This window comes from Nocardioides sp. QY071, from assembly GCF_029961765.1.
In the GTDB taxonomy this organism is placed as follows: Bacteria; Actinomycetota; Actinomycetes; order Propionibacteriales; family Nocardioidaceae; genus Nocardioides.
The window spans coordinates 1,633,455-1,653,164 of the sequence record NZ_CP124681.1; the positions used below are offsets into that span (position 1 = coordinate 1,633,455).

Here is a 19,710-nt window from a genome sequence, read left to right on the forward strand (position 1 = left end):
GGCGAAGCAAATGCTTGGTTCGGGGGGAGTGTCAGGTTTTACTAACGATCGTTAGTCTGTCAAGGCCTAGGATGCGGAGTCCCATGAACGACGACACGACACGACGGCGCGGCCGGCCGCGCGGCAGGCCGGGGACGAACCCGGCCGAGCGGATCCTCGACGCCGCCGCGGAGTCCTTCGCGACCCACGGCCTGCGCGGCGCCTCGATGCGCACGATCGCCGATGCCGCCGGCATGCGGGCGCCGTCGATCTACAACCACTTCGCGAGCAAGGACGAGCTGCTGATCGCCGTCGGCAAGCGCTACTTCGCGGCGCTCGTCCCAGAGCTGCAGGCCGCCTCACACAAGCCCGGCACCGGCGTCGCCCGCCTCGAGAACCTGATCCGGGCCGCCACCGCGGTCGCCACGGAGCACCCCTTCGACCACCTCACGATGGTCCGCGAGCTCATGCAGGTGCGGCGCGAGCCCGGCGCGGAGTCCCTGGTCGCCGACGGCCAGCGCTGCATCGCGATCTGGCACATGGTCATCCGCCGCGGCCAGGGCGACGGGTCGCTGCGCGCCGACATCTCACCGGCCGGCATGACCTGGCTCATCTTCACCGCCATCACCGGTCTCGCGGACCCGGGCCGGCGGGCCGACATCCTGGGCGATCCCACGACGCGCAACGTCGACACACTGTGTGCGGTCCTGATCGACGGGGCGCGACCGGTCAGTCGATGACGCCGGCCTCCCGCGCCAGCCGTACGGCGTGGACGCGGTTGGTCGCGTGCAGCTTGCGCATCGCGTTCTTGAGGTACGACTTCACGGTGCTCTCGACGATCCCGAGTGAGTCCGCGACCTCGCGGTTGCTCTGGCCGAGCGCGACGTGGGCGAGCACGTCGACCTCACGGGCGGCCAGGCCCGTCGGCACCTCGTCGCCCGTACGACGAGCAGCAGGCCCCGCGGGGGATCGGCCGTGGTCCACGCGGCTGCGGACCTCCTCGAGGCGGGCGCGCAGGGCCTCGTCCTGGACCAGCGAGGCGAGGTCGGCGAGCTCGTCGGAGATGTCGCGCAGGTCGGCGCGGGTCAGCGCCACGTCGGGGGTGGTGCGCTGGGCGACGGGTTCGAGCCCGGCGAGCCGGCGCCGGACCTCGTCGTCGACCGCGAGCTCGCGCTCGACGCGGCGCACGAGTGGCAGGAAGGCGTCGTACCAGACGTCGCCGAGGTGGACCTGGGTCCGGTGGCCGATGTAGACGACCATCCGCGGCGCCCGGTCGACCATGATCGGCAGCGCCGTGACCGTCTCCAGCTCCTCGGCCCGCACCGGGACGTCGTACTGGTGGGTGATGCCGCGGGCGTCGTAGTAGTTGGTGACCGACGCGGGCCGGCCCAGCAGGAGTGCCTTGCCGCCCAGGCCGTAGCCGGAGCGGACCCGCAGGCCCCGCAGCGAGCCGGTCTTGGCGCCGTGGAGCGCGGTGACGTGGATCGCCGCGCCGCCGGTCGTGACCGGTCCGCCGAAGGCCATGTCGCCACGCCCGGCGGCGTGGAACTCCGCCACGGTGCGCGCGAGGTCGAGGGCCATGTCTCCACGGTAGGTGACTGCGGTCACAGGCGGCAACGACAGCACCCTCCTTGGGGGGTAGTACCTCCTTCGAGGGGTTCGGGGGCGGTGTGGCCCGGCTCACACTCCCGGCGATCGACCGAACCCGAGGAGTGGAATCCATGTCCGAACGACCGACCCCGATGCGACGGGTGGCCTTCGCGAGCTGCGCGGGCACGACCATCGAGTTCTACGACTTCTTCATCTACGGCACCGCCGCCGCGCTGGTGTTCCCGACGGTGTTCTTCCCGGCGCTGGGGGACTCCGCCGCGAGCGTGGCCTCCTTCGCCACCTTCGCCGTCGCGTTCATCGCCCGGCCGCTGGGCGCGATCGGCTTCGGGCACTTCGGTGACCGGCTCGGCCGCAAGAGGACGCTGATCAGCACGCTGCTGCTCATGGGCGCGGCCACCGTGGCGATCGGCCTGCTGCCGGGCGCCGCGAGCATCGGCGTCGCCGCGCCGATCCTGCTGGTCGCCCTGCGGTTCCTGCAGGGCCTGGCCGTCGGCGGCGAGTGGGCGGGCGCGACGCTGCTGGCGGCGGAGTACGCGCCGGCGCACAAGCGCGGCCTGTACGGCGCCTTCCCGCAGATGGGCCCCGCCCTCGCGTTCGCGCTGTCCAGCGGCACCTTCCTCCTCGTCAACCGCGTGGTCGGCGACGCCAGCCCGGCCTTCCTCGACTGGGGCTGGCGGCTGCCGTTCATCGCGAGCTCGCTGCTCGTGGCCGTCGGCCTCTACGTGCGGCTGAAGGTCGAGGAGACCCCGATGTTCCAGGAGAACGCCCGCACCCGCGCCTCGACCCAGGGCCCGCTCGCCTCGGCGCTGCGCCACCAGTGGAAGGAGATCCTCCTCGGTGGCGGCTCGCTCGCCATGCTGTTCGCGTTCTTCTACGTCGGCACGGCCTTCCTGACCTCGTACGGCGCTACGACGCTCGGCCTGTCCCGGCCGACCGTGCTCACCATCGGTGTCGCCGCCGCCTTCGTGTTCGGCTCGATCACGCTGCTCTCGGCCGTCTTCAGCGACCGGATCGGCCGCAAGAAGGTGGTCCTCGGCTCCTGCCTCGTCGCGATCCCGTGGGGCTTCGCGCTGTTCCCGATCCTCGACCACGGCACCACCGCGGCCTTCGCGATCGGCCTGTTCGGCACGCTCGCCATCTTCGCGATCTCCTACGGCCCGGCCGGCGCGATGCTGCCCGAGATGTTCCGCACCGAGTACCGCTACACGGGCGCCGGCATGGCCTACAACCTCGCCGGCGTGATCGGCGGCGGCACGGCGCCGTACCTCGCCTCCGACTTCGCGGAGGCGGGCAACACCTCGGCGATCGGCTGGATGCTCGCGGTCTTCGCCCTCGGCAGCGTGGTGTGCGTGCTGCTCATGCCGGAGACCCGGCACCGGGCGATGACCCGTCAGGACGCCGAGGCCGAGATCCTCGCGCCGGTGAACGTGTAGTCGTCCAGCGGGAAGCGGGTGGCCTCGCGTGCTGCGCTCAACGTCGACGTCGGGCGCAGCAGCACCGCCTCGCCATGCTGGTTGAAGTAGTAGCTGCGGGCGGTGGCGCAGCTGCCGGCGTTGAACACGGAGTTGTCGAGGAGGCCGGTCATCCGGTCCAGGAACCGGTCGTTGGCCTCCTCGGTGACCTCCACGACGTCGGCGCTGCGCTTCCGCATCGCCCGCAGCACCCGCCCCAGGTGGGCCATCTGCGTCTCGATCGTCGTGAAGTACGACAGCCCGGAGTAGGAGTAGGGGCTGTTGAGCGAGAAGAAGTTCGGGAACCTCGGGATCGTGATGCCCTCGTAGGCGCAGAACCGGTTGGCCCGCCACCAGGCGCCGAGGTCGCGGCCCTCGCGCCCGACGATCCGGATCGCCGGGAAGTTCACGTCCCACAGGTTGAATCCCGTGGCGAGCACGAGGACGTCGAGGTCGACCCGGTTGCCGTCGGCGGTGACGATGCCGCCCGCGTCGACGTGGTCGATGCTCGTCGTCTCGAGGTCGACGTGCGGCTTGGTGAACGTCGGGTAGTAGGTGTTGGAGAACGTCGGCCGCTTGCAGCCGAAGTCGTAGTCGGGAGTGAGCTTGGCCCGCAGCTCCGGGTCCTTCACCTGCCGCCTGAGATGGGCCTCGCAGACCCGCTTGCCGGCGGCGTTGGCCCAGGGCAGGTCGCGGAAGTGCAGCACGCCGGCGACCATCATCACCTCGAGGATCGACGTACCGACCAGGCGCGTGACCCTCTGCGTGAGCGGCACCTTCGCGAACGCGCCGCGCACGATGCCCGGCACCGGGCCGTCCATCTTCGGGCTGACGTAGATCGGCGTGCGCTGGTAGACGGTGAGGTGGTCGGCGACCTTCGCGAGCTCGGGGATCAGCTGGACGGCGGTCGCGCCGGTCCCGATGATGCCGACCCGCTTGCCGGTGAGCTCGACGTCGTCGTCCCACCGCGTCGTGTGCATGACGGTGCCCGCGAAGTCCGCCACGCCGGGGATGTCCGGCAGCCTGGGCTGGGAGAGGAAGCCGGTCGCGGTCAGCAGGAAGCGGCCGCGGACCACCTCGCCGCCGGCGATCGTCACCTCCCACGCGGAGGACTCCTCGTCCCAGCGGGCGTCCTCGACGACGGTGCCGAAGCGCATGTGGTGGCGCAGGTCGTACTTGTCGGCGACGTGCAGCGCGTACCTCTTGAGCTCCGGCCCGGGCGCGAACAGCCGCGACCAGTGCGGGTTCGGCTCGAAGGAGTAGGAGTACGTCGAGCTCGGGATGTCGACCGCGAGGCCGGGGTAGCGGTTGACGTGCCAGGTGCCGCCGAGGTCGTCCTCGCGCTCGAGGATCACCAGGTCGTCGTACCCCTGGCGCTTCAGCTCGATGGCGGCGCCCATGCCGCCGAAGCCCGCGCCGACGATGACCGCGTCGTGGAGGGTGCTCATCGGGTGGTCCTCTCGGTGGCGGCGTCGTTGAGACGCGCGGTGTAGCCGGCTCGCTCGGTGGTGTCGGTGTGCAGCGCCCGGTCGTCGCGGACGACCCTGCGGACGCGATCGAGCACGCCGGTGGGGATCAGGGTGGTCGTGGCGGCCAGCGCGCCGACGTACCGGGGCACGGCGATCTCGGCCTCGCGGCCGCGGACCGAGCCGACCACGGCATCGGCGATCCGCTGCGGGGTGACCTTGGGGATCGGCCTCATGTCGAGGCCGGAGGCGAGGTCGGTGTCGACCGCGGACGGCAGGACGGCGGTGAGGGTGACGCCGTGGGGCGCCATCTCCAGCCGGGTCGCGGCGGTCAGCCCGACGACCGCGAACTTGCTGGCGTTGTAGACCGCGAGCCCCGGGATCGGGAACTTGCCCGCGAGCGAGGCCACGTTGACGACGTGGCCGCGGCGGCGCTCGACCATGCCGGGCAGCACCCGGCGCATGCCGTGCAGCACGCCGTGGACGTTGACCTCCATCATCAGCCGGTCCAGCGCGGGATCCATGTCCAGGAACGCGCCGTTCGGCATCACGCCGGCGTTGTTGACCAGCACGTCGACCGGGCCGTGCTCGGCCTCGGCAGCCGTCACGAAGGCGTCGTACGACGACCGGTCGGCCACGTCGAGGTGGTGGGCGCTCGCGCCGACCTCGTCGGCGGTCGCCTTCGCGAGGTCGAGGTCGAGGTCGCCGAGGGAGACCTCGGACCCGCGGGCGAGGAAGGCCTCGACGGTGGCGCGGCCGATGCCGCGGGCGCCGCCGGTGACGACGACGTGCGCGCCGGCCAGGTCGATCGGGGTGGGGCGGGTCATCGGCGGACCTCCTGCTGGGAGACGAGGGTGCGGGCGGTGCGGGCGGCGGTCTCGCGGACCCGGGGGAGGCGGGAGCCGGCCATGAAGTTGGGGCCCATCGCCTCGAGGTCGGCGGCGGTGGGCTCGATGCGGAGGACCCGGGCGCCGGCGGCGCGCAGCAGTGCGACCTCGCGGTCGACGCGGCCGGTCATCGGCCGGCGCAGCAGCCGCTCGGCGCGGGTCAGGCCGCGGGCGGGAGCTCCGCCACGGCTGGACATCGGGGCCACGACGACCACCTCGTCGATGCTGCCGTCCTGCACGTGGGGGAGCAGCAGGTCGGCGGAGGTGGGGGAGACGGCGCCGCCGTCGAGGAAGGAGCGGTCGCCGACCCGGACCGGCGGGAACCAGCCCGGGATCGCCCACGAGGCCGCGATCGCCTGTCCCAGTGCGGCCTTCGGCGCATCCGGGTGTCCGAAGGCGACCCGCTCGCCGGTGCGTACGTCGGCCGCGACCAGCCAGGTGCGCGGGTGCTCGACCCACCGGGTGCCGGGCGCGGCCAGCCGCTCGCCCAGGTCGAGGAGCCACTGCGGGTCGCCGCCGCCGCGGGGCAGCAGCCCGGCCAGGCCGGCCAGCAGGTCCGCACGTCCGCTCAGCGCGGCCCGGGTCAGGCCGAGTCCCGGCAGTCCCGGCCGGGGGAGCAGCGGCAGCGCGGGCGGCGGGTCGCCGCCGTCGTCCTGCAGGGCGGCGGCGGACATCCCGGCGCCGAGGCGGGCGACGAGCTCGGCACCGGCCGACGTACCGACGAGGACGTCGGCGGCCCTCGGGTCCCAGCCCTGTCGTTCCAGCTCGGCGAGCACGGCGGCGGTCCAGGCATAGCCCAGCGTGCCGCCGCATCCGATGACCAGTGCGCGCCCCATGCGACCACCTCAGAACCACAAACGGAATGGAATGTCAGTTTCGGAACGTATCGTCAGATCTGGGCGATTGCAATAGGCTCAGCACCATGACGGCGACCACGGAGGGGCTCTCGCGGCTGGAGCGGCGCAAGGCCGAGACCCGGCGCGAGATCATCGAAGCCGCCTTCACCTGCTTCGCCGAGCAGGGCTACCACGCCACCGGGATCGCCGACATCGCCGCGCGACTGGGCATCGGGCACGGCACCTTCTACCGCTACTTCGAGAACAAGCGGGACATCGTCGAGCACGTCATCGACGACCTGATCGGCCGGATCGTGGAGGCGCTCGGCGCCGAGAACGCGCCGGACGCGGTGAGCACGCTGGAGGACTACCGCGCCCAGACCGCGCGGATCGGCACCGCGCTCGCGCAGATCTTCAGCGAGGACCCGCGGGTGGCCCAGCTGCTGCTGTCGGCGGCCGGCATCGACGACGCCATGCGGGAGCGGATGCTCGACCTGTTCGCGATGACCACGCCGCTCACCGCGGCCTACCTCGAGCACGGCGTCCGGCTCGGCTACCTGCGCGCGGACCTCGACGTCGAGCCGACCGCGCAGTCGATCAACGGCATGATCCTCGGCTCGGTGCTGGTCGGCATGCGCGACCCCGCGCCCGCGCAGCAGGAACGACTCAGCGCCGCGATCCGCGCCGTGATGTACGACGGGATCGCGGCGCGCTGAGTTGAGCGCACCCCCTACGAATTGGTCGTCATCTCGGCAGATCTGCGACCAATTCGTAGGGGGTGCGGGGCAGGGCCGGCGGCGAAGCCCGGCATGAGAGCGCGCTACTGAGCGACGGCGAGCAGTCGCTCGCACTCCTCGACCAGCCGCGCCCGCAACGGCGCACCCCGCTCGCTGAACCCGCGCTGCGCCTCGACGTACGCCGCCTTTCCCTCGGCCGTCTCGATCCGCACCGGCTCGAAGCCCAGGTCCGCGAGGTCGTACGGCGCCGCGCGCATGTCCAGCACCCGGATGTCCCAGGCGAGCTCGAAGCAGTCGGCCACCAGGTCGGAGCACACCAACGGGGAGAGCCGGAAGGCGTGCTTGTAGAGGTCCATCAACACTAGGATTGCAGGCATCTAGTGGAAGGTGCCGCGGTGAAGGTCTCGCTCTATGTCCGACTCTCGGAGGACGCGCATGGCAACGAGCTCGGTGTCGAGCGCCAGATCAATGAGTGCCGAGAGTACGCCGAGACTCGTGGATGGTCGGTGGGCGAGGTCTTCATCGACAACGACCTCTCGGCGACCACTGGCGTCGAGCGGCCGGAGTTCGAGAGGTTGCTGGCGAGCCAGCCGGAGTCGATCCTGTGCTGGCACCTCGACCGCCTGCTTCGTGTCTCGAGCGATCTGGAACGTGTCATCGCGCTGAACGTCAACGTCTTCTCGAAGGAGGCTGGCTGGTTCGACCTCAGCACACCGGCTGGCCGTGCCGTCGCCAGAACGGTCACCGCTTGGAGCACCTACGAGGGTGAGCAGAAGGCGGCTCGACAGAAGGCCGCTCACCGGCAGCGTGTCGACGCTGGCGGAATGACCGCGACCGGCAGGCCGTGGTGGCCGACCAGGCCGCTCGGCTTCAACCTCGATGGCACCCATCACGACGAGGAAGCACCGGCTCTTCGAGAGGTCTACGACCACATCCTCCGAGGGGGCACGCTCGCAGGATCGGTTCGCTACTTGGACGAACTCGGCATCGTCACTCAGCGAAGTCTTGACCTCGACGCCAAGGCAGCAGCGGAGGAAGGTCGAGAGCCGGTCGGGAGGCCCTGGCGGGCTTCCAGTCTTCGCCCGGTACTCCTCAACGCTCGCAATGCCGGCATCTACGTCTACAACGGCGAGGAGATTGGTGAAGCGGCTTGGGAGCCGATCGTCACGGAGGAGGTGTTCCGGGCCGTCGTACGGATCGTGACCAATCCGGCCAGGAGGCTCAATGGCGAGGCCTCGGGTGGCTTCGGGCACCGGACCAACCTGCTGACCGGACTTGCGTCCTGCTCGCTCTGCGGCCACACCGTGCGTGCAGCGTGGCGGCGAAATGCTGCGGGGGAGCGGGCGTACAAGGTCTACCAGTGCGGCGGATGCAAGAAGGTAACGCTGCGAGCGGAATGGGCCGACTCAGTCGTCACCCGCGAAGTGATCGAACGCGTGGAGCAATGGCAGGACGAACTCCCCAAGCCGGACCAGGCACCGATCGATGTAGCCAGCCTGCACACTCAGTTGAAGGCACTCGACGCGAGCAAGCAGGAACTCGCAGAGGACCGCGCTCTTGGGTTGATCGACCGCGAACAACTCCGACTTGGTACCGCTCGTGCAAACGAGGAGATCGCCAAGATCACGGACCAACTGGCCGAGCACGGCACGGGTGACGATGGGCCACTGTTCTGGGACCCGGACACCCTGTGGCAGTGGACGGGCGACGAGGCGGGGGAGGGGTACGACGTGGAGAGATTGACGCCGATCATCAAGCGCGTCTGCAGGTCGATCGTTCTCACCGGGCCCGGAAAGGGCCGAAAAGACTTGCTGTACGGCCAGCATCTGGTGATCGAGTTCCACGAACCGACCTAGGGTCGGTAGATGCGAGTGTCACCACGTTCGCACGCTTCACCGGACGTTGTGCGAGGTGCTCGGCAAGGATGACGGTGTGAGGGTTGATCTGTTCGACATCAGTTCTGGTGGGTATGGCGGAATCCGACCGCGGACGGACTGGCGGTCGTGACGACGACGCTGCGGCTGGGTTTGGGCTACCTGCGGTCAGACATGCAGCCGGGAGTGGACGTCTCGCTGATCTGGGTTCACGACTTCACCTTGGAGCAGCACCAAGAGTTCGAACAGCACCTCAAGACGATCAAAGAAGCGTCGCGGCGCCCGATGCTGGAGATCGTGGAGGTCGCATCAGCGACCCTCGCGGCAGCCCTTGATCGGTTCGCAGATGACCGGAAATCCGCGGTCGCTGCCAAGCGGTCGGTCGAGCTTGATCAGGAAGCGAGGATTGCCGCATTCGCAACCGTGAATGCCGCCTACGCGTTCCAGGAACATGCTAAGGCTACGGCCATCCGAGCGGGCGGAGAACGACTGTGGAACGAGGTAAACGCCGTCTTCGCCAACGTGTATCACGAGAACGTCTGCTACTTGGTCGCATACAAACTGAGGCAACTCTTCGTTCACGACGCGATCGGGGCTGTCCGGGTGAATAGTCAATCCAAGCGCGAAGCGGACGGCGTCGTGGATTCTGTCGACTGCTATGTCGATCGCTCATACCTCAAAGCGAGGCTGACCGGGCGTGCTGGGCAGTGGGTGATCGATCGTGAGGCCGATCTGAGCGTCGCTGATCTGATGGGAGGGACGCTTGCGGGGATGGAGGAAGTGTTTCGCCGTACGCGCGCGATGCTCTTTCCTGAACTGACCGAGTCGCTGGCGTTCTTCGACCCGTGGCGACCCGAGCTGCTCAACGCGGAGTATGCGCTGTGTCTCACTCGCGTCACGCTCACTGACAGCGGAGAGATCGGCCCAATGAAGTTCAAGCAGGTGCGTCCAGACGACCTGCTGAACGCCGGCATGGCGCCACTTACGGCACAGGAGTTGGCATCATCCTCTGAGTTGGCGCTGAACCGTATCTGCAGGGCAGCAGACGGAGCTCTTGACGAGGAATCCTAGATCCGGCGGCTGACCGCCAGCAGATGCCGACGTAACCGCCAAGACCAATGGGCGTGGAGAGATTCTGGCTACGTAGGTGATTCAGTTTGGTTGCGAATGGGCTCTGATCGTCCACCGTCGGGGCGAATGGCAACGTCCAGTTGCCTACAGACGTGCCTTTGGACGGTCTAGCCGTCCCGACGCTCAGCCGCTCGTTGACGAGCCTGCAGGCGCGAAAGACTCCCGCTCATGCGGTCCTGCTCAGAGCCAGCCAGGCCGGCCTCATCGGCATCCCATCCGACGTACTCGGCCAGGAGACGACGCACCACGTCGCTTCGGGTCTCCCCGTTGGCTTCAGCTACCTCGGCAACGCGATCCCAGAGCGCGTCTGAGACGCGGATGCCTTTGACCTTCGTGGAGCCTCGGTCGGTGTTCCTCGGTGCTGCCATAGGTGCATCTTCTCGCGTGGCGAGTGCCGAGCGCGTCACGCCAGCCCTTTCATGAGGTCGAGCAAGGCGAGCTTGTACCTGAACTCGTCCTCATGGCTGATCGGCTCGTTGTCCTCGTGCGCCGGATAGAGACCGTGCGCCACACTTCCGTTAGGCAGGTAGCCGATCTCGACAGGAAGATCCCATTCGTCGGCGTAGAACGTCCATCCGTCGGCGATTAGTCGCCGAGTGATGCTGTCCCAGTCGGCAGCGTGCAGACCATCACCACCACCGAGCGTGATGTCGGTGGACGGGTCAGGGGTGACCAACACTCCTGCACCGCGAAGCGCGTCGAGCACCGCCACGTGTGCTCCGCTCTCGATCCGCACCGGCTGAGTCATGTCTTCGTCCCTCTCATTCGCAATGAGAACAGCGTCTCTTGCCGTTCTTGTACCTGCCACGGGCTCGCACCGTGGCGCCTGCTTGTCAGGCTTCTCAGATTGGCCGCTGTGGTGGGTGTGACCGATCCCAGGTCTCAATGGTCCCCGGCCTGTCACACCCACCACAGAGCGTCATACGGCGCCTACGGCGCCTGTTTAGGCAGTCAGGAGCTCACAGAGCGAGTCGAGCCAGACGAGCAGCGCGCCACGGTCGTCAGGGTGCTTGATCTCCCTGCGGATCTCGTCGGCGAGCTCGTCTGTGTCGAACGGTCGGCCGCGGCTGAGCGCCGTGATGTTCGAGCACGAACCGTCGTACCAGTGCCACCAACTCGCAATGGTGCGAGCGCTCTGGTCAGAGATCGGGTCTCCCGTCTCTGCCGAGCTCCATACGTCGTCGCACGTTTCTTCGCTCGTGCCGAGCCTGTAGGTACTGACGTGCGCATACATGTCAGGCGACCTCTCGCTCAAAGTGATGCACGGCAGCGGCACGGAGTCGGCCCGAGGGCGAGAGCGGATCAGGTCCAAACCGCTCAATCTTGAAGAGTCCGAGCGTGCTCGTCTTCGTCGTCACCATCACGAAGTCGGCGGTTGCGGTCGGCGTGAAGCTCCCGCTACGAGCAGATCGGCCTGTGCTCCGTTTGCGCTGCCCAGGCGGCCTACGGCCACCAACACGGCTTCGCGGTCGTCCGCCGGCCTTGCTTCGACTGCGCTTCGATCCTCGCCCGCCTGCCGAAGGAAGAGCATGGTTGCTGGCGCTCAATGTCGGTCGGCAGCCGAGCCGCCGTAGAGCGCGTGAAGGCAGGCCTGACAGTGAGCCGGACCGAGACTCCCGCCAACGGTCACACCTACCTCAGCGGCCCGTCTAGGGGCATTCTGGAGGCCGCATGACCGGCGCGACTCTCGTTGGCATGCTCGTCCACCACGGCATAGAGCCGGCCAAGGCCATACGCCTAGTGAATCTCATTGCAGAAATGGAATCGAGCACCGACTCCCGGCTCGTTACCGACCATCTGCTGTCAACGGTCGATGCACTTGTTAAGAGCGGGGTGCCCCGGTACGACGTATTTGCCGCGCTTCTCTGTCATCCCAGCGCCCACGACACAGCACAACAGCGCTACCGCGCCATTGGCGCGAAGACCCTCAAAGAGATGGAGCGCACACCATGAGTGGCCCCATGCCCAACCGCTCCGGAGAACTCACCCCAGCCGCCGAGCGTCAGCGCAAGTCGCGAGGCACCACCGCCGTTCGCGGTAAGTCGAACCCGGCCACGATCCCCGACCCGGACCCCGACTGGTGCCACGCGGCAAGGCTCATGTGGGACTCTGCCTGCGAGAGCGGAGGAGCCGCCTTCTACGAGTCCAGCGACTACGCGACCCTCTGGCTTCTCTGCGACCAGATCGACTACCTCTATCGGACCAACAAGGACGGCGAGGCCAAGCCACGCTCACCAGAGATGTTCAAGGCCGTTCTCACCGGCCTCGGCAACCTGCTCGTCTCCGAAGGAGACCGACGCAAACTCCACATTGAGCTCGAGAAGGCCCCCGACGACAACCCGGACTTCCTCAACGACCTGAACGAACTGCTCGACAACTGAGCAGGCGGAAGCCAGCCCCTCCCCGCTTCCAGCACCTTGGAAGTCGGTGAGGGGCTCTTTTCTGCTTTTGCAGGCATTCCCCGGTTTGCGTCGGCAGTTGGTCGTAGCCTCCGGAACATGGCTGAGGAGACCTGGCACGCAGCACGCCTGATCCCCACCTCAGGGATCTCGGGAGCAGAAGAGCAGGAGCGACGAGCGACTTCCGCGTTCCTTGCTGTGCTCACAGCAGTGAAGGAGTTCGGCCGCGCCGTCCTCGGGCCGCTCGGAGCACCGGCAGGCAACGTGGAGACCTACATCGAGGTCCCTTTCAAACTGGGCGAGAAGGACTGGCGACCTGATGGGCTCATCCGGGTATCACGCGGATCGAAGAGTTGGGTCGCGCTCGTAGAGGTCAAGACCGGCAAGAACTCGCTGGCGACTGAGCAGTTGGAGGCCTATCTCGACATTGCTCGGGAGCAGGGCTTCGACGCGGTCGTCACGATCTCCAACGAGATCCCACCGAGCGCTGACCAACACCCGACCCACGTCGACAAGCGGAAGCTCCGCAAAATCGCCCTGTGCCACCTGTCGTGGGCCGACGTACTCAGCACAGCCGTGCTCCAGAAGGAGCACCGTGGAGTGTCCGACCCCGACCAGGCTTGGATTCTCGGCGAGCTGATCCGCTACCTGGAGCACCCGAAGTCGGGAGCGCTGGAGTTCGACGACATGGGATCCGATTGGGTCGGCGTACGCGAGGCCGTCAGCGCAGGCACTCTGCGCGCCACCGACAAGACGATCGCCGATGTGGTCGCCCGCTTCGACGCCCTTCTTCGTTACGCGTCACTGCACCTAGGCCGGCGACTCGGAACGGACGTGACCTTGCAGTTGAACCGCAAGGAGCGAGCGGAGCCAGCGCTCCGAGCGCAGGCACTACGAGCACTGCTCGTGGACACCGGCACGCTGAGCGGAAGCATCCGCATCCCCGACACTGTTGCCGACATCAAGATCACCGCCGACCTGCGGTCGAGCAAGGTCACCTGCGAGCTCGTCGTGGATGCTCCGAAGACTGGCCGCCCGACGACCCGGGTCAACTGGCTCGCACGGCAGTTGAAGGATGCCCCCGGCTCGCTCAGGATCGAAGCCTCGGCGCTCAACCAGCGCGGGCCAGGCGCCGCTGAACTGCTCAGCGTCGTCAGAGAGGACCCGGCCCTGCTCGTGTCCGACCCCACTAGGGAGTTGCGTTCCTTCACGGTCGCGCAGAGCGTTTCGATGGGCACCAAGCGCGGCCGCGGCCGCGGGGCATTCATCGACTCCGTCATCGACGCTGTGGACAACTTCTACGAGACAGTCGTTCAGAACATCAAGGCATGGTCTGCCGCTCCTCCCAAGTTCCGCGAAGAGGTCGAGCCTCCCAGGGAGGAGCGCTCGGCCTTGTCTTCGACGGCGCTCTCCTCACAGGACGGCGCTGAGCCTGTCGAGCGACCCGCCCCGACCGTTGTTGAGGAACGGAAGGTCGGAGATGGCGACGCGTCCGAGCGTCCGGACGATGAGGCCGACTCGTTCTCCGACGATGCTGTCGACCCGGCTCCGCCCCCCGAAGTTGCCGACACCACCGAATCGAGCGTTGCAGTCGATCGGGAGGACGAGCCGACGCCCTTCGCTCCAGTCAGGATCTACTCGATGCCTGTCTCCGAAGACTCCTGACGGACCGATTCACCGTGAATCGCCTGTGGTGGGCGACGAGCCATGAACCGTCACAAGTCCCCGTGCTGTGGTGGCCGGGGACACGCGAACCCCTCCTGGAACGTATGCCGGGAGGGGTTCGTGCTTCGCGGTTGCGATCCGGCTCAGTTCCTGACGCTGAGCAGGCGCTCGCACTCTTCGATGAGCCGCTGACGGATGGGCGCGCCTCGCTCTGCGAACATGCGTTGAGCCTCGGCGTACTCCCGCTTACCCTCCGGAGTTTCAATCCGGATGGGTGACCATTCCTCGCCGCCGAGGTCCAGGCCGGACAGGTCATACGGTGCTGCCTGCATGTCCATGACCCTGATGTCCCAAGCGAGTTCGAAGGCGTCGGCAACGAGGTCGGACGAGATCATCGGAGACAACCTGACTGCAACCTTGCCGTAGAGGTCCATGCCGGCGTGCAGACAGCCGGGCTGCTCGAAGTCGGGGCGGTCGTCGCGGCCCGGGACGAGCGTGTTCAGCGGGCGGGCCGGGGGAGTGAAGAAGCGGTAGGCGTCGAAGTGCGAGCACGCGATCCGGTGGCCCTCGACGACCTCGTCGGTGCCGGCGGGACCGAGGCGGAGCGGCCAGTCGGCGTGCCGGGTCTCGTCCTCGGTGAGGCGGTAGACCATGGCCCACTCGTGCAGGCCGAAGCAGCCGAAGTGCGGGGCGCGGCCGGCGGTGGCGGTGAGCAGCGCGTGAATCGAGGCGACGAGGGGCCGCTGCGCGATGACGTACGACGAAGCGACGCTCACGCCGCCCGCGACCGCGTCGTACCCCTTGAGTCCCTCCAGCCCGGACCCCGGCGGCGCGACCACCCCGAAGCCCGGGTGCCAGCGGCGCAGCTGGGCGGGCCGGTAGGAGTAGTAGGTGAAGAGGAAGTCGAAGACCGGGTGCTTCACCGCCGCCCCGCGGCGGGCGAGGTGCGGGGCGACGTAGCGATCGATGCGGGCGGCGTGGTCCGCAGCCCGCCGACGCCATTCCTCCGCATTCACGACGACCAAGCGTAGGTCGATAGGCTCACCGGGTGCGCATCGTCAGATTCACGACAGGCGAGGAGCCGTCGTACGGCGTCCTGACCGGCGACCTCGACGAGTACGGCCAGCCCGGGGACGACGCGGTGATCGTCGGTCTCGTCGGCGACCCGCTGTACCAGGGGATCAAGCTGCTCGAGAAGGAGTACCGGCTCGAGGACGTGCGCCTCCTGGCGCCGGTCCTGCCGCGCAGCAAGGTCGTCGGGATCGGCCGCAACTACGCGGCCCACGCGGCCGAGCTCGGCAACGACGTGCCTTCGGAGCCCTTGATGTTCCTCAAGCCGAACACCAGTGTGATCGGCCCGGGCGACGCGATCCTCTACCCGCGCCAGACCCAGGACCTGCACTACGAGGGCGAGCTCGCCGTGGTCATCGGCCGCATCTGCCGCGACGTGCCGGCCGACCAGGCCACGGACGTCATCCACGGCTACACGCTCGCCAACGACGTGACCGCCCGCGACCTGCAGCGCTCCGACGGGCAGTTCACCCGCGCCAAGGGCTTCGACACGTTCTGCCCGCTGGGGCCGTGGATCGAGACCGACCTCGACCCCCACGACTTCAGCGAGGGGCGGCGGGTCCAGACCTTCCTCAACGGCGACGTCGTCCAGGACGGTACGACGGCCGACATGGTCTTCGACGTGCCTGCGCTGATCGCCCACGTCTCCAGCGTGATGACCCTGCTGCCCGGCGACGTCATCCTCACCGGCACCCCCGAGGGTGTCGGGCCCATGCAGGTCGGCGACGAGGTGGAGATCTCGATCGACGGCCTCGGAACCCTCACGAACAAGGTGGAAGCACGATCATGAGCAACGTACGAGTCCGGATGGCGCCGTCCCCGACGGGCAGCCCCCACGTCGGCATGATCCGCACCGCCCTGTTCAACTGGGCGTTCGCGCGCCACCACGGCGGCACCTTCGTGTTCCGCATCGAGGACACCGACAAGGAGCGCAGCACCGACGAGTCGCTCGACTCGATCCTCGACCTGATGCGCTGGCTGGGCCTCGACTGGGACGAGGGCCCGGGCGTGGGCGGCCCGTTCGCGCCGTACAAGCAGAGCGAGCGCGGCGACCTGTACGCCGACGCGCTGGCCCGGCTCAAGGACAGCAGCTTCACCTACGACTGCTACTGCACCAACGAGGAGGCCGCCGCGCGCCGCAAGGCCGCCGGCTCCAAGGTGCAGGGGTACGACGGCTTCTGCCGCGAGCTGAGCGCCGAGCAGGTGGCGGCGTTCGAGGCCGAGGGCCGCAATCCGGTCGTGCGCTTCCGGATGCCCGACGGCTCGATCACGTGGAAGGACCTGGTCCGCGGCGAGGTCACCTTCGAGACGGAGTTCGTGCCGGACTTCGCGCTGTGTCGCGCCAACGGCGACCCGCTCTACACGCTGGTCAACCCGGTCGACGACGCGCTGATGGAGATCACCCACGTGCTCCGCGGCGAGGACCTCCTGTCGAGCACCCCGCGCCAGATCGCCCTCTACGAGGCGCTCAAGGAGGTCGGCATCGCCAAGGCGACGCCGGAGTTCGGCCACCTGCCCTATGTCATGGGCGAGGGCAACAAGAAGCTCTCCAAGCGCGACCCCGAGGCGCACGCGCTGGCCTATCGCGACCAGGGCTACCTGCCCGAGGGGCTGCTCAACTACCTCGCCCTGCTGGGCTGGGCGATCGCGGCCGACCGCGACATCTTCAGCCTCGAGGAGATGGTCGAGGCGTTCGACATCACTGACGTCGTCGCCAACCCGGCGCGCTTCGACCTGAAGAAGTGCGACGCCATCAACACCGCCCACATGCGGCTGCTGTCGACCGACGAGATCACCCACCGGGTGCTGCCGTTCCTCAAGCGCGACGGTGTCGTCAGCGACCCGGTCACCGACGCCGACGCCCAGCTGCTCGAGCTCGCGATGCCGTTGGTCGCCGAGCGGATCAACAAGCTCGCCGAGGCCAGCTCGATGCTGGGCTTCCTCTTCGTCTCCGAGGACGCCTTCGAGGTCGACCCCGACGACGCGGCCAAGCAGATCGGGGAGGCCGGCATCCCGGTCCTGCAGGCGTCGTACGACGCCCTCACGGCGCTCCCGACCTGGTCGACCGACGCGATCCAGACCGCCCTGCAGGGCGCCCTGGTCGACGGGCTCGGCCTCAAGCCGCGCAACGCGTTCGGCCCGGTCCGCGTCGCCGTCACCGGCCGCCGGATCTCGCCGCCGCTCTTCGAGTCGATGGAGCTCCTCGGCCGCGACCGCAGCCTCGGGCGGTTGCAGCGTGCCCTCGGCTGACCCAGCCGGACTGAGGTACGACGAGCTCCAGCGGCGCGGTCCGGCGGGCGCCTGGCGCCCGCTGGCGGGGATCCCGCTGCTGCTGGTGATCTTCTTCGCCGGCCAGCTCGTACTGAGCATCGTGGTCACGCTGGTGCTCGTCGCCGGTGGGGACAGCTCCAGCGAGGCCGTCGACAAGCTCTCGGGCGACGTGGTGACGCCGTCCTTCCTGGCGCTGGTCAACCTGGGCTGGGCCGCCGCGATCCCCGCGGTCTGGCTGGTCGCCCGGCTGCTGCACGGGCAGACCCCGGGCTGGGTCACCTCGGTGGCGGGCGCCCTGCGCTGGCGCTGGTTCGCGGTCTGCCTCGGCCTCGCCGTGCTCGCTCTCGGCCTCACCCTGGTCGCGTCCGGCGTACTGCCCGACCAGGGTGCCGGCTCGCTCGACACCAGCGGCGGTGCGAACCCGTGGACCTCGACCGTGCGCGACTTCCTGCTGGTGATCGTGCTGCTGACGCCCTTGCAGGCCGCGGGGGAGGAGTACGTGTTCCGCGGCTACCTCGCGCAGGCCTTCGGCGGGCTCGCCGCCCGCGCGGGGTCACGCGGCGGCGCGGCGGTCGCGGTCGTCGTACCCGCGCTCTTGTTCGCGCTCGCCCACGGCCTCGGCCAGGACGTGCCGATCTTCTTCGACCGGTTCGCGTTCGGCCTGGTCGCGGGGCTGCTCGTCATCCTCACCGGCGGTCTCGAGGCGGGCATCGCGATGCACGTGCTCAACAACTTCCTGGCCTTCGGGCTGGCGCTCGCGTTCAGCGACATGACCGAGGCGCTCAACCCCACCGGTGGCAGCTGGTGGTCGATCCCGGTGACCCTCGTCCAGTCCGTCGGCTACCTGCTGCTGGCCGTCTGGGCGGCCCGCCGGCTCGGGGTCCAGGCCCGCACCGGGACGTCGGGAGGCGGGGCCATTTTGGAGGCCGAGCCGGCCGACGGGTAAGGTAGGTCTCCGGTTCGCCGGCCTCGGCCGGGGATCGAAACCATGGGATATGGTGTAATTGGCAACACAGCTGATTCTGGTTCAGTCGTTCTAGGTTCGAGTCCTAGTATCCCAGCGAGGCTCTCGCGAGAGACAGGTCACGCAGTCACGATTTGGCTGGTCAGGCCAAGAATCGCTAGAGTTCACGCCGTTGTCACGGAGCGATCCGGACAGCAAATGCCCCCGTTGTGTAGCGGCCTAGCACGCCTGCCTCTCACGTAGGTAGCGCCGGTTCGAATCCGGTCGGGGGTACAGCTTCGGGCCCGGTCCACCAGGACCGGGCCCGACTGCATTTCTGCGAGGATGCCGCGGTGAGCTACGACATCACGCTGGCCGCCCGGGCGCCCGGCCAGGACTGGGACGACGTCCTCGACGCGCTCGAGCAGTCCGCGCTCGACGACGACGTGCTCCCGGCCGAGCGCCGGGCCGAGCTGGTCGCCGTACTGGACCGGATCGAGGGGCGCCTCGACGGCCTGCTCGGCGGTTGGAGCCGGTTCACGCCGACCGATGACGGCACCCTGGCCGGCGAGCTCAGCTCCGCCGAGGGTGGGGTCCAGGTCAGCCTGCACGACGACAGCGCGTTCGTGACCTACCCCTACTGGGAGCAGCAGGACCCCGCGGCCTTCCACGCCGCGGTCGCCGAGGTCGTGCGGGTCGTCGCCGACCAGACCGGGTACGACGCCTACGACCCCCAGCGGGGCGACAGCTTCGACGGCACCTTCGACGACGGCTCCGGGCTCGACGTCGTCCGGCGGATCAACGCCGGCGAGGACCTGGTGGCGGCGTCGCCGGCGAGCGAGGACCTGCCGCCCAGGACCGGTCGGGCGATCGCGATCGGCTTCGTCGTGGCCGTGGTGATCCTCGTGCTGGTCCTGCTCGTGAGCTGACTCAGTCGCCCTTGGCCGCGGCCTTCTTGGCCGCCCGCGTCTTCGGCGGCGTCGGCTCGGTGCCGACGATCGCGAAGACCGGCGCGGTCACCTTCTCCAGCGCCGCGACCGCCTCCGCATGCCGCTCGGCGAGCTTGGCCACGACGCCGGCGAGCTCGGCCTGTGCCTCGGCGAGCGTGTGGACCGTGTCGGCGAGCTCGCGCTGGCGGACGATGAAGTCCTGCAGCGGCTGCGCGGTCGAGCTCGCCAAGCTGGTGACGGCGCCGGCCATCCCGGCCACGGCGCCCGCGAGGTCGCCGACCTGACGGGCGAGCTCGTCGGGCTGCGTGACACCTGTGACCGCGGTGTCACGCACGCCCTTGAGGACGTCGGAGGTGAGCCTGAGGGCGATCTGCTGGGACTTGATCAGCAGGTCGAGGGGATTGATCGGAGCGTCCGCCATGGGAGCAGCGTGGCAGAA

At 68.7% G+C, this 19,710-nt stretch carries 21 protein-coding genes and 2 tRNA genes; 14 read left to right on the plus strand and 9 right to left on the minus strand.

Going from position 1 to position 19,710, the window contains the following annotated elements:
* Window positions 1-83 precede the first annotated feature (83 nt).
* The gene (locus QI633_RS07790) at window positions 84-719 is read left to right on the plus strand and encodes a TetR/AcrR family transcriptional regulator (RefSeq protein WP_160158295.1); all 636 of its coding nucleotides are present in this window, start codon (window positions 84-86) and stop codon (window positions 717-719) included.
* Here the strand turns inward: QI633_RS07790 and QI633_RS07795 are convergent.
* The gene (locus QI633_RS07795) at window positions 709-1,560 is read right to left on the minus strand and encodes a helix-turn-helix transcriptional regulator (RefSeq protein WP_141799655.1); all 852 of its coding nucleotides are present in this window, start codon (window positions 1,558-1,560) and stop codon (window positions 709-711) included. The two genes, QI633_RS07790 and QI633_RS07795, sit on opposite strands and share 11 nt — an antisense overlap.
* Window positions 1,561-1,700: 140 nt before the next feature.
* On the opposite strand from QI633_RS07795, the gene QI633_RS07800 reads away from it, so the two are divergent.
* Window positions 1,701-3,023, plus strand: coding sequence for an MFS transporter (locus QI633_RS07800; RefSeq protein WP_282428593.1), 1,323 nt, complete (start codon window positions 1,701-1,703; stop codon window positions 3,021-3,023).
* On the opposite strand, the gene QI633_RS07805 is transcribed toward QI633_RS07800, so the two are convergent.
* Genes QI633_RS07805 through QI633_RS07815 form a run of 3 tightly spaced genes read right to left on the minus strand, consistent with a single transcriptional unit; the run spans window position 2,981 to window position 6,230 of the window.
* Window positions 2,981-4,489 carry an NAD(P)/FAD-dependent oxidoreductase gene (locus QI633_RS07805; RefSeq protein WP_282428594.1) on the minus strand — a complete coding sequence of 503 codons (1,509 nt, stop codon included), beginning with the start codon at window positions 4,487-4,489 and terminating at the stop codon, window positions 2,981-2,983. The two genes, QI633_RS07800 and QI633_RS07805, sit on opposite strands and share 43 nt — an antisense overlap.
* On the minus strand, window positions 4,486-5,334 hold the full coding sequence (locus QI633_RS07810) for an SDR family oxidoreductase (RefSeq protein ID WP_282428595.1): 849 nt from the start codon (window positions 5,332-5,334) through the stop codon (window positions 4,486-4,488). The genes QI633_RS07805 and QI633_RS07810 overlap by 4 nt, the downstream gene beginning before the upstream one ends.
* Window positions 5,331-6,230 (minus strand): patatin-like phospholipase family protein, encoded by a 900-nt coding sequence (locus tag QI633_RS07815; protein WP_282428596.1) that lies wholly within the window; start codon window positions 6,228-6,230, stop codon window positions 5,331-5,333. The genes QI633_RS07810 and QI633_RS07815 overlap by 4 nt, the downstream gene beginning before the upstream one ends.
* A gap of 86 nt (window positions 6,231-6,316) precedes the next feature.
* On the opposite strand from QI633_RS07815, the gene QI633_RS07820 reads away from it, so the two are divergent.
* A complete protein-coding gene (locus QI633_RS07820; protein WP_141799650.1) occupies window positions 6,317-6,946 on the plus strand; it encodes a TetR/AcrR family transcriptional regulator in 630 nt (209 codons plus the stop codon).
* 104 nt (window positions 6,947-7,050) lie between these two features.
* On the opposite strand, the gene QI633_RS07825 is transcribed toward QI633_RS07820, so the two are convergent.
* Window positions 7,051-7,323: a hypothetical protein gene (locus QI633_RS07825; RefSeq protein WP_282428597.1), complete on the minus strand. Its 273-nt coding sequence runs from the start codon at window positions 7,321-7,323 to the stop codon at window positions 7,051-7,053.
* Between the two features lie 39 nt (window positions 7,324-7,362).
* Between QI633_RS07825 and QI633_RS07830 the strand changes: the two genes are divergently transcribed.
* Together QI633_RS07830 and QI633_RS07835 are read left to right on the plus strand one after the other, a co-directional pair.
* Window positions 7,363-8,823, plus strand: coding sequence for a recombinase family protein (locus tag QI633_RS07830; protein ID WP_282428598.1), 1,461 nt, complete (start codon window positions 7,363-7,365; stop codon window positions 8,821-8,823).
* Window positions 8,824-8,970: 147 nt separating this feature from the next.
* Entirely contained in the window at window positions 8,971-9,912 is a 942-nt protein-coding gene (locus QI633_RS07835) for a hypothetical protein (protein WP_282428599.1), read from the plus strand.
* 463 nt (window positions 9,913-10,375) lie between these two features.
* Here the strand turns inward: QI633_RS07835 and QI633_RS07840 are convergent, their stop codons facing one another.
* Both QI633_RS07840 and QI633_RS07845 read right to left on the minus strand, forming a co-directional pair.
* A complete protein-coding gene (locus tag QI633_RS07840; RefSeq protein WP_282428600.1) occupies window positions 10,376-10,720 on the minus strand; it encodes a hypothetical protein in 345 nt (114 codons plus the stop codon).
* 195 nt (window positions 10,721-10,915) lie between these two features.
* Entirely contained in the window at window positions 10,916-11,206 is a 291-nt protein-coding gene (locus QI633_RS07845) for a hypothetical protein (protein ID WP_282428601.1), read from the minus strand.
* 461 nt (window positions 11,207-11,667) lie between these two features.
* Here QI633_RS07845 and QI633_RS07850 point away from each other — a divergent pair, with 461 nt between their 5' ends.
* The 3 genes from QI633_RS07850 to QI633_RS07860 all read left to right on the plus strand — a co-directional run bounded on the left by QI633_RS07850 (window position 11,668) and on the right by QI633_RS07860 (window position 14,036).
* Window positions 11,668-11,925: a hypothetical protein gene (locus QI633_RS07850; protein WP_282428602.1), complete on the plus strand. Its 258-nt coding sequence runs from the start codon at window positions 11,668-11,670 to the stop codon at window positions 11,923-11,925.
* Window positions 11,926-11,933: 8 nt separating this feature from the next.
* Window positions 11,934-12,353, plus strand: a complete 420-nt coding sequence (locus QI633_RS07855; protein WP_282428603.1) for a hypothetical protein — start codon at window positions 11,934-11,936, stop codon at window positions 12,351-12,353.
* Window positions 12,354-12,470: 117 nt separating this feature from the next.
* The gene (locus tag QI633_RS07860) at window positions 12,471-14,036 is read left to right on the plus strand and encodes a hypothetical protein (protein ID WP_282428604.1); all 1,566 of its coding nucleotides are present in this window, start codon (window positions 12,471-12,473) and stop codon (window positions 14,034-14,036) included.
* Window positions 14,037-14,179: 143 nt separating this feature from the next.
* On the opposite strand, the gene QI633_RS07865 is transcribed toward QI633_RS07860, so the two are convergent.
* Entirely contained in the window at window positions 14,180-15,052 is an 873-nt protein-coding gene (locus tag QI633_RS07865) for a 3-methyladenine DNA glycosylase (protein WP_282428605.1), read from the minus strand.
* 32 nt (window positions 15,053-15,084) lie between these two features.
* On the opposite strand from QI633_RS07865, the gene QI633_RS07870 reads away from it, so the two are divergent.
* The 6 genes from QI633_RS07870 to QI633_RS07895 all read left to right on the plus strand — a co-directional run bounded on the left by QI633_RS07870 (window position 15,085) and on the right by QI633_RS07895 (window position 19,250).
* On the plus strand, window positions 15,085-15,897 hold the full coding sequence (locus QI633_RS07870) for a fumarylacetoacetate hydrolase family protein (protein WP_141799648.1): 813 nt from the start codon (window positions 15,085-15,087) through the stop codon (window positions 15,895-15,897).
* A complete protein-coding gene (gene gltX / locus QI633_RS07875) occupies window positions 15,894-17,357 on the plus strand; it encodes a glutamate--tRNA ligase (protein ID WP_282428606.1) in 1,464 nt (487 codons plus the stop codon). The genes QI633_RS07870 and gltX overlap by 4 nt, the downstream gene beginning before the upstream one ends.
* The gene (locus QI633_RS07880; protein ID WP_282428607.1) at window positions 17,344-18,324 is read left to right on the plus strand and encodes a CPBP family intramembrane glutamic endopeptidase; all 981 of its coding nucleotides are present in this window, start codon (window positions 17,344-17,346) and stop codon (window positions 18,322-18,324) included. Before gltX ends, QI633_RS07880 begins: the two co-directional genes overlap by 14 nt.
* A gap of 43 nt (window positions 18,325-18,367) precedes the next feature.
* Window positions 18,368-18,439 (plus strand) — tRNA-Gln (locus tag QI633_RS07885).
* Between the two features lie 103 nt (window positions 18,440-18,542).
* Window positions 18,543-18,615 (plus strand) — tRNA-Glu (locus QI633_RS07890).
* A gap of 59 nt (window positions 18,616-18,674) precedes the next feature.
* The gene (locus tag QI633_RS07895; RefSeq protein ID WP_141799645.1) at window positions 18,675-19,250 is read left to right on the plus strand and encodes a hypothetical protein; all 576 of its coding nucleotides are present in this window, start codon (window positions 18,675-18,677) and stop codon (window positions 19,248-19,250) included.
* 1 nt (window position 19,251) lies between these two features.
* On the opposite strand, the gene QI633_RS07900 is transcribed toward QI633_RS07895, so the two are convergent.
* Entirely contained in the window at window positions 19,252-19,692 is a 441-nt protein-coding gene (locus QI633_RS07900) for a hypothetical protein (protein ID WP_141799644.1), read from the minus strand.
* Window positions 19,693-19,710: the final 18 nt, after the last annotated feature.